Origin of the sequence: Pseudomonas sp. SG-MS2 (assembly GCF_009933855.1) — a bacterium.
Classification (GTDB): domain Bacteria; phylum Pseudomonadota; class Gammaproteobacteria; order Pseudomonadales; family Pseudomonadaceae; genus Aquipseudomonas; species Aquipseudomonas putida_E.
On sequence record NZ_MOMO01000059.1, the window covers coordinates 1 to 7,007 of the forward strand.

7 protein-coding genes are annotated in these 7,007 nt (G+C 61.2%); all 7 read right to left on the reverse strand.

Going from position 1 to position 7,007, the window contains the following annotated elements:
* Positions 1–65: 65 nt before the first annotated feature.
* Positions 66–848, reverse strand: coding sequence for an outer membrane protein OmpK (locus BLX42_RS04255; RefSeq protein WP_039601601.1), 783 nt, complete (start codon positions 846–848; stop codon positions 66–68).
* A 352-nt stretch (positions 849–1,200) separates the two neighbouring features.
* Complete coding sequence (locus BLX42_RS04260) at positions 1,201–1,986, reverse strand: outer membrane protein OmpK (RefSeq protein WP_012315449.1); 786 nt, start codon at positions 1,984–1,986, stop codon at positions 1,201–1,203.
* Positions 1,987–2,127: 141 nt separating this feature from the next.
* The gene (locus tag BLX42_RS04265) at positions 2,128–3,483 is read right to left on the reverse strand and encodes a nucleobase:cation symporter-2 family protein (protein ID WP_039601600.1); all 1,356 of its coding nucleotides are present in this window, start codon (positions 3,481–3,483) and stop codon (positions 2,128–2,130) included.
* Positions 3,484–3,641: 158 nt separating this feature from the next.
* Entirely contained in the window at positions 3,642–4,970 is a 1,329-nt protein-coding gene (locus tag BLX42_RS04270) for a urate hydroxylase PuuD (protein ID WP_046785311.1), read from the reverse strand.
* A 43-nt stretch (positions 4,971–5,013) separates the two neighbouring features.
* Entirely contained in the window at positions 5,014–5,517 is a 504-nt protein-coding gene (locus BLX42_RS04275; protein WP_012315446.1) for an ureidoglycolate lyase, read from the reverse strand.
* 57 nt (positions 5,518–5,574) lie between these two features.
* Positions 5,575–6,090 (reverse strand): 2-oxo-4-hydroxy-4-carboxy-5-ureidoimidazoline decarboxylase, encoded by a 516-nt coding sequence (gene uraD / locus BLX42_RS04280; protein ID WP_012315445.1) that lies wholly within the window; start codon positions 6,088–6,090, stop codon positions 5,575–5,577.
* Positions 6,090–7,007 (reverse strand): allantoinase PuuE (puuE, locus tag BLX42_RS04285; RefSeq protein WP_161871220.1); only part of this gene is annotated, 918 nt, incomplete at its 5' end. The genes uraD and puuE, both read right to left, overlap by 1 nt.

A 7,007-nucleotide genomic window follows, 5' to 3' on the forward strand; every position in this document is an offset into this window, starting at 1 on the left:
CTCCTACGGCGATCATTGTAGGATCGGCCTTGTGTCGCGATGGGGCTGCACAGCAGCCCCCAGGATCAGAAGTGAACCTTGACCAGGAAGCTTGCAGTGTTCTGGTCGGTGGTGAACCCGTCGGAATCCTTGATGCCGTACTTGTTCTTCCAGTAGTCGTACTCAAAGCCCACATACAGCTGCTTCTCGCCCAGGTGCAACGCCTTGCCCAGGTCATATTTGACCTGCGGGTTGAAGTGCAGGTTGGCCTGGTAGGTACCGCGGCGGTTCTCGTCGTTGTCGACCACCCAGTCCATGAAGCCGTCGATGAGGATGTCGGAGGAGCCCACAGGGATGGTGTACGACCATACCGGGGTGATTTGCCAGACGTTGTCACCGGCCCGGCTGCCGTCGGTGGTGCGCTGGTAGAAGTTCAGCTGGAAGTAGTCGAAGCCCGGGATGTCCAGGTCGAAGCCAGGGCCGATCAGGTAGGACTCGGTATCACCCTCGCCAAACTCATAGGTCATTGCCAGCAGCACGTCCTTGACCGGGCCGAATGCCAGCTTCTGGTCGAAGATCTTGCCGAACGACAGGCGCGGGCTGATTTCACCGTAGTAGGTGTTGTCGCCGTTACCCGAGTCCTTCTTGCCGTTGTAGAAGATCTTGTCGACGAAGACGAAGTTGTCGCCGTACTTCCAGCCATCGGCGTGCTCGAAGGTGACGGTTTGCTGGATCGCCGGGTTGACCTTGAAGTTCTTGCCCCACAGGTAGGTCAGGCTGTTGTTCTGCCACTGCAGCAGGTCATCGGCGTAGGTGGTGCCGCAGGCCAGCAGGCCGCCCGCGAGAATCAGGCTATTGATGGTACGCATTGCGAGTGTCGCTCCCTTGATTGGTCTGTTGTCAGCGCTCGGTATTGGCGCTTTTTTGTCTTTTGAGTCAGCTTTTTTCGATTGGCCACAGTTGTTTGGCAAGAGCTGCGCCAACTTTCCGGATTGGCTACAACCTTCCTGCTCGACTCGTTCTGAACGGCTGAAAATGGGTATTTCCGGCTGGCAACGCGTTGGCCAACCGCCCGAATTCATTGACTGAGCGGTCAGTAAACGCGGGCAGGATCCATCCTGCCCTGTTCGAGGGGGCGCGCAGATTACTGGCTTGCGCGCCTGGCCTCAAGTGCTCCGTCCTGGAGCAGCGTGTATCAAACTTGGGCGTTTGATCAGGTTTTCAGAAATGTACCTTTATCAGGGCGCTGGCGACACTCTGGTTACTCTCCAGATTGCCGCGGCTGTCGATGCCGTACTTGTCCTTCCAGTAGCTGTACTCAAAGCCTACATACAGCTGTTTGGCGCCCAGGTTGAGCGCCTTGCCCAGGTCGTATTTGACCTGCGGGTTGAAGTGCAGGTTGGCGTGATAGGTGCCGCGGCTGTTCTGGTCATTGTCGGGCACCCAGTCCATGTAGCCGTCGATCAGAATGTCCGACCTGCCCACGGGAATGGTGTACGACCAACCGGGGGTGATCTGCCAGACGTCATCGCCAGGGCGGCCGCCTTCGGTGTTGCGCAGGTAGAAATTGAGGGTGAAATAGTTGAAGCCGGGAATGTTCAGGTCGAAACCGGGGCCGATCAGGTAGGCCTCGTTGTCGCCTTCGCCACGCTCGTAGGTCATTGCCAGCAGCACGTCCTTGATCGGGCCGAAGGCGAGCTTCTGGTCGAAGATCTTGCCGAACGACAGTCGCGGGCTGAACTCACCGTAGTAGGTGGTCACGCCTTTGCTGGCATCGGGCTTGCCGTTGTAGAAGATCTTGTCGACGAACAGGAAGGTGTCGCCGTACTTCCATTTGTTGGCGTGCTCGAACGTGATGGTCTGCTGAATGTCTGGGTTGACCTTGAAGTCCTTGCCATACAGATAGGTCAGGCTTTCGCCGTGCCACAGCAGCCATTCGCCTGCATGCGAGGGGAGGGTGGCCAGCAGGCTGCTGCCCAGCAACAGGGTTGATGCGATGCGCTTCATGTTGTGATTCCCGGACTTATTGTTTTTGTTGGCGGATTTTTTGGCGCGCAGGCGCCCCGGGCGGCCCATTCCGGCGGGCCGACGGTGTGGCAGTTACAACGGACAAGAGCAGGGGCGACGCACGGCGCCGCCCCGCTTGGCTCAATGCTGGTGACAGGCGTCGTTGTGCGCCGCGCGGTCGGCACCACCGAGGATGTTGAACAGCACGTTCAGCACCAAGGCACTGACCGTGGCCATGGCGATACCGCTGTGGGTGATGGGTTCCATCCACTGCGGCATCTGTGCGAAGAACTCCGGGCGGACCACCGGGATCAGGCCGAAGCCGACGCTGACCGCAACCAGCAGCTGGTTGCGGCGGTCGCCGATGTCTGCCTCCTGAAGGATCTTGATCCCGGTGGCGGTGACCATGCCGAACATGGCAATGGACGCACCACCCAGCACTGCAGGCGGGATCGAGGCGATCAGGTAAGCCGCCTTGGGCAGCAGGCTGAGCAGGATCAGCAGCGCGCCTGCCACCACGGTGACATAGCGGCAGCGTACCCCGGTCATCTGCACCAGGCCGATGTTCTGGGCGAACGAGGAGTGGGTGAAGGTGTTGAAGAACCCGGCGATGAACGACGCGCCGGCATCGCACAGCAGGCCCCGGCGCAGCATCCCTGGGGTGACTTCGCGATCGGTCACCTTGCCCAGGGCGAGGAACATGCCCGTGGACTCGACGAAGATGATCACCACCACCAGGCACATCGACAGGATCGGTGCCAGGCTGAAGGTCGGCATGCCGAAGTGCAGTGGCGTCACCACTTGCAGCCACGGTGCCTGGCTCAGCCCGGACAGGTCGACCATGCCGATGGAACCGGCCAGGATGTAACCCAGGCCCATGCCTACCAGCACCGACACGTTGACCCAGAAGCCACGCATGAAGCGGTTGATCAACAGGATCACGGCCAGCACCAGGCCTGCCACCATCAGGTAGATCGGCGAGCCGAAGGCTTCTGCCTCATGGCCGCCACCGGCCCAGTTGACTGCGACCGGGAACAGCGAGAGGCCGATCGAGGTGATCACGGTACCTGTGACCAGCGGCGGGAAGAAGCGTACGACCTTGGACATGAACGGCGCGATGAGCATGCCGAAGAACCCGGCGGCAATGGTTGCACCGAAGATCCCCTGCAGGCCTACGCCAGGCATGCCGGCCATGGCCACCATGCTGCCGACGGCAGCGAAACTGGCGCCCATCATCACCGGCATGCGGATCCCTACCGGGCCGATACCGAACGACTGGATGATGGTGGCTACGCCTGCGACCAGCAGGTCGGCGTTGATCAGGAAAGCGACTTCTTCACGGGACAATCCGGCTGCCTGGCCGATGATCAAAGGCACGGCAATCGCGCCTCCGTACATCAGCAGAACGTGTTGCAGGCCTACCAGGATCAGTTGGAACAGGGGCAGAGGTTCGCGCGGTGGCGCCACAGGAATGTACGCCTTGCGTGACTCGGACATGCAGCACCTCGAGTTTTGTTTTTATTCTCGGATCCAAGCGGCAAGCTCCAAGCGGCAAGCTTCAGGAAGAAGCTTGGTGATCCGCGTTGGAGCCTGACGCTCGATGCTTGCTTGTTACTTGGGACTTACAGCTTGAAGCTTGAAGCGTGCGGCTTCGATCAGTTGACCTGGGCGCCTTTGGCGATCCAGTCACCGACGAGCTTGCGCTCCTCGACGGTCATCTGGGTGATGTTGCCCAGCGGCATGATCTGGCTGGCGACCGCTTGCGCCTGAATGCGCGCGGCCTGGGCCTGGATCTGCTGCGGGGTGTCGAACACCACGCCGCCAGGGGCGGTGCTGAACAGCGGGCTGGTCGGTTTCGACGAGTGGCACACTGTGCAGCGTTCCTGGATGACGGTGTGAATCTTGTCGAAGGCGCCGCCACCGGCCTGCGCAGTCGCCTGGGCTGGGGCTTGAGCCGGTGCGGCAGGCGCTTGGGCCGCCTTGGCAGCGTCCTCGGCGCGCTGTTCGGCAGCGGTCTTGCCACCTACTGCAGTCGCTGGCAGTGGCTGGTACTCGACCTTCGCTGCGGCCTGCTCAGGGGCAACAGCCATCGGTTTCGGGCCGGTGACGTAAGCCAGGCAGATCATCGCCAGGGCGCCGGCCGGCAGGGTCCAGGCGTACTTGCTGCTGTCGTGGCGGGTGTTGAAGTAGTGGCGGATCAGTACCGCGGCTACGGCAATGCCGGCCAGGATCAGCCAGTTGTACTGGCTACCGTAGGTGCTCGGGAAGTGGTTGCTGATCATGATGAACAGCACCGGCAAGGTGAAGTAGTTGTTGTGACGCGAACGCAGCAGGCCTTTGGCCGGCAGGCGCGGGTCGGGGGTGGTGTTGTTCTCGATCGCTGCCACCAGCTGGCGCTGGGCGGGCATGATGATGCGGAACACGTTACCGACCATGATGGTGCCGATGATCGCGCCAGTGTGCAGGTACGCGCCACGGCCGCTGAACACCAGGCTGAAGCCCCAGCAGGCGGCGATGATCAGTACGAACAGCACGGCGCCAAGCAGTGCCGGGCGTTTGCCCAGTGGCGAATCGCAGAGCAGGTCGTAGATGAACCAGCCGGCCACCAGCGAACCGATACCGATGGCCACGCCCTCGGCACCGCTCAGGGTGCTGCCAGGGGCCAGCAGGTACAGGGTCGGGTTCCAGTAGAACACCACGCACAGCAGGGCGATACCGGACATCCAGGTGAAGTAGGCTTCCCATTTGAACCAGTGCAGGTTCTCGGGCATTTTCGGCGGCGCCAGCTTGTACTTCTCAAGGTGGTAGATACCACCGCCGTGGATGGCCCAAAGGTCACCCGACAGCCCGTCACGCGGATTGCTCCGGTTCAGGTTGTTTTCCAGCCAGACGAAGTAGAACGATGCACCGATCCAGGCCACGCCGGTGATCATGTGAACCCAGCGAATGCTCAGGTTCAGCCATTCGTGAAGGTGTGCTTCCACAGTATGTACCTCTGCCGATCACCGAACGATGATCGACCTTTTCTTATTGGTGGGGATTGAGGATCAGCATCTGTTCCTCGGTGAAGTAATGCTCATCGCAGTTGTTGCCGGAACCACTGCGATCAACCACCAGGAAATCATCCCGCTTTTCGATCGTAAGCACCGGGTGGTGCCAAACGCCGCGATGGTAATTGACGCCCTGCCTGCCATTACTGCGGAAGGCACGGACCAAGCCTGATACAGGTGCATCGCCAACGGGCGCGACCACGATCAGAAAGGGGTTGCCGAGCAGCGGGATGAAAGCCTGGCTGCCCAGCGGATGGCGTTCCAGCATGCGCACGGTCAGCGGCATGTCCAGCGCGTCGGCGCGGAAGATGCTGATGATCGCTTTGTCTTCAGGCTCGGCGGTCTCGACCGTGGCGAGCTTGTGGAAGCGCATGGTCGAGCCGTTGTTGATCATGAAGTGGTCACTGCCATCGGTTTCGATCACGTCACCGAAGGGGGCGAAGGCTTCTTTGGTCAGGGGCTCGATCATCAGGGTGCGCATGCGGTTATCTCTTCTATGTTCGTTGTTCTGGATAAGGCTCTAACGTTGCCGCGCCGGTTACAGCTGCAGCAGACGGAACAGGGCGATCAGGTTGATCTGCGCCAGGGCTTCCTTGAATTCGGCATCGGTGTCGTTGTGGATGCGTTTTTCAAAAGCGGCGAGGATCTGGTGCCGGTTGCTGCCCTTGACTGCCATGATGAACGGGAACTGGAACTTGGCCTTGTAGGCATCGTTCAGTTCGGTGAACCGGGCGAACTCTTCGGCGGTGCACTGGTGGATACCGGCGCCGGCCTGTTCGTTGGTGCTCGATTCGGTCAGCTCGCCCTGGATGGCGGCTTTACCGGCCAGGTCCGGGTGAGCGTTGATCAGCGCCAACTGGTCGGCGTGGTTGGCACTGAGCAGGATGTCGCTCATGCGCTGGTGCAGCGCTTCGATCTCGTTCAGCTCGTCCAGCTGGCCCAGGTCGTAGGCTTTTTCGGCGACCCACGGCGAATGCTCGTAGATGTCGGCGAAGACCTTGACGAAGGTGTCACGGTCCAAGGTCGATGGCTTGAGGGTCTTGAAGGCGGTCATCAGGCGTTCTCTTTCTTGTACGGGTGGGTGGCGTGCCAGTGGCGGGCGATGTCCGCGCGACGGGCGAACCAGACCTGGTCATGGCTCTTGGCGTAGTCGACGAAACGCTTGAGCGCGGCCAGGCGCGCCGGGCGGCCGACCAACCGGCAGTGCAGGCCGATGGAAAGCATCTTCGGCGCTTCGGCACCTTCGGCGTACAGCACATCGAAGGCGTCCTTGAGGTACTGGAAGAACTGCTCGCCGCAGTTGAAGCCCTGTACCTGGGTGAAGCGCATGTCATTGGTGTCCAAGGTGTAGGGGATCACCAGGTGCGGCTTGCCGGTCGGGTTGTTCGGTTCCCAGTAGGGCAGGTCGTCATCGTAGGTATCGCTGTCGTAGAGGAAGCCACCTTCCTCCATGACCAGGCGGCGGGTATTGGGGCCGGTGCGGCCGGTGTACCAGCCTACCGGGCGCTCGCCGGTCAGTTCGGTGAGGATGCGGATGGCCTCGAGCATGTGCTCGCGCTCCTGGGCCTCATCCATGTTCTGGTAGTCGATCCAACGGTAGCCGTGGCTGCAGATCTCGTGGCCGGCTTCGACCATGGCGCGGATCACGTCCGGATGGCGCTGGGCAGCCATGGCCACGGCGAACACGGTCAGCGGCACGCCGCTGTCCTTGAACAGCTTGAGCAGGCGCCATACGCCGGCCCGGCTGCCATATTCGTACAGCGACTCCATGCTCATGTTGCGCTGGCCCTGCAACGGCTGGGCAGCGACCATCTCGGACAGGAAGGCTTCGGATTCTTTGTCGCCGTGCAGGATGTTGCGCTCGCCACCTTCTTCGTAATTCAGGACGAAAGACAGCGCGATGCGGGCATTGCCCGGCCATTGCGGGTGAGGTGGGTTGTTGCCGTAACCGATCAGGTCGCGAGGATAGTC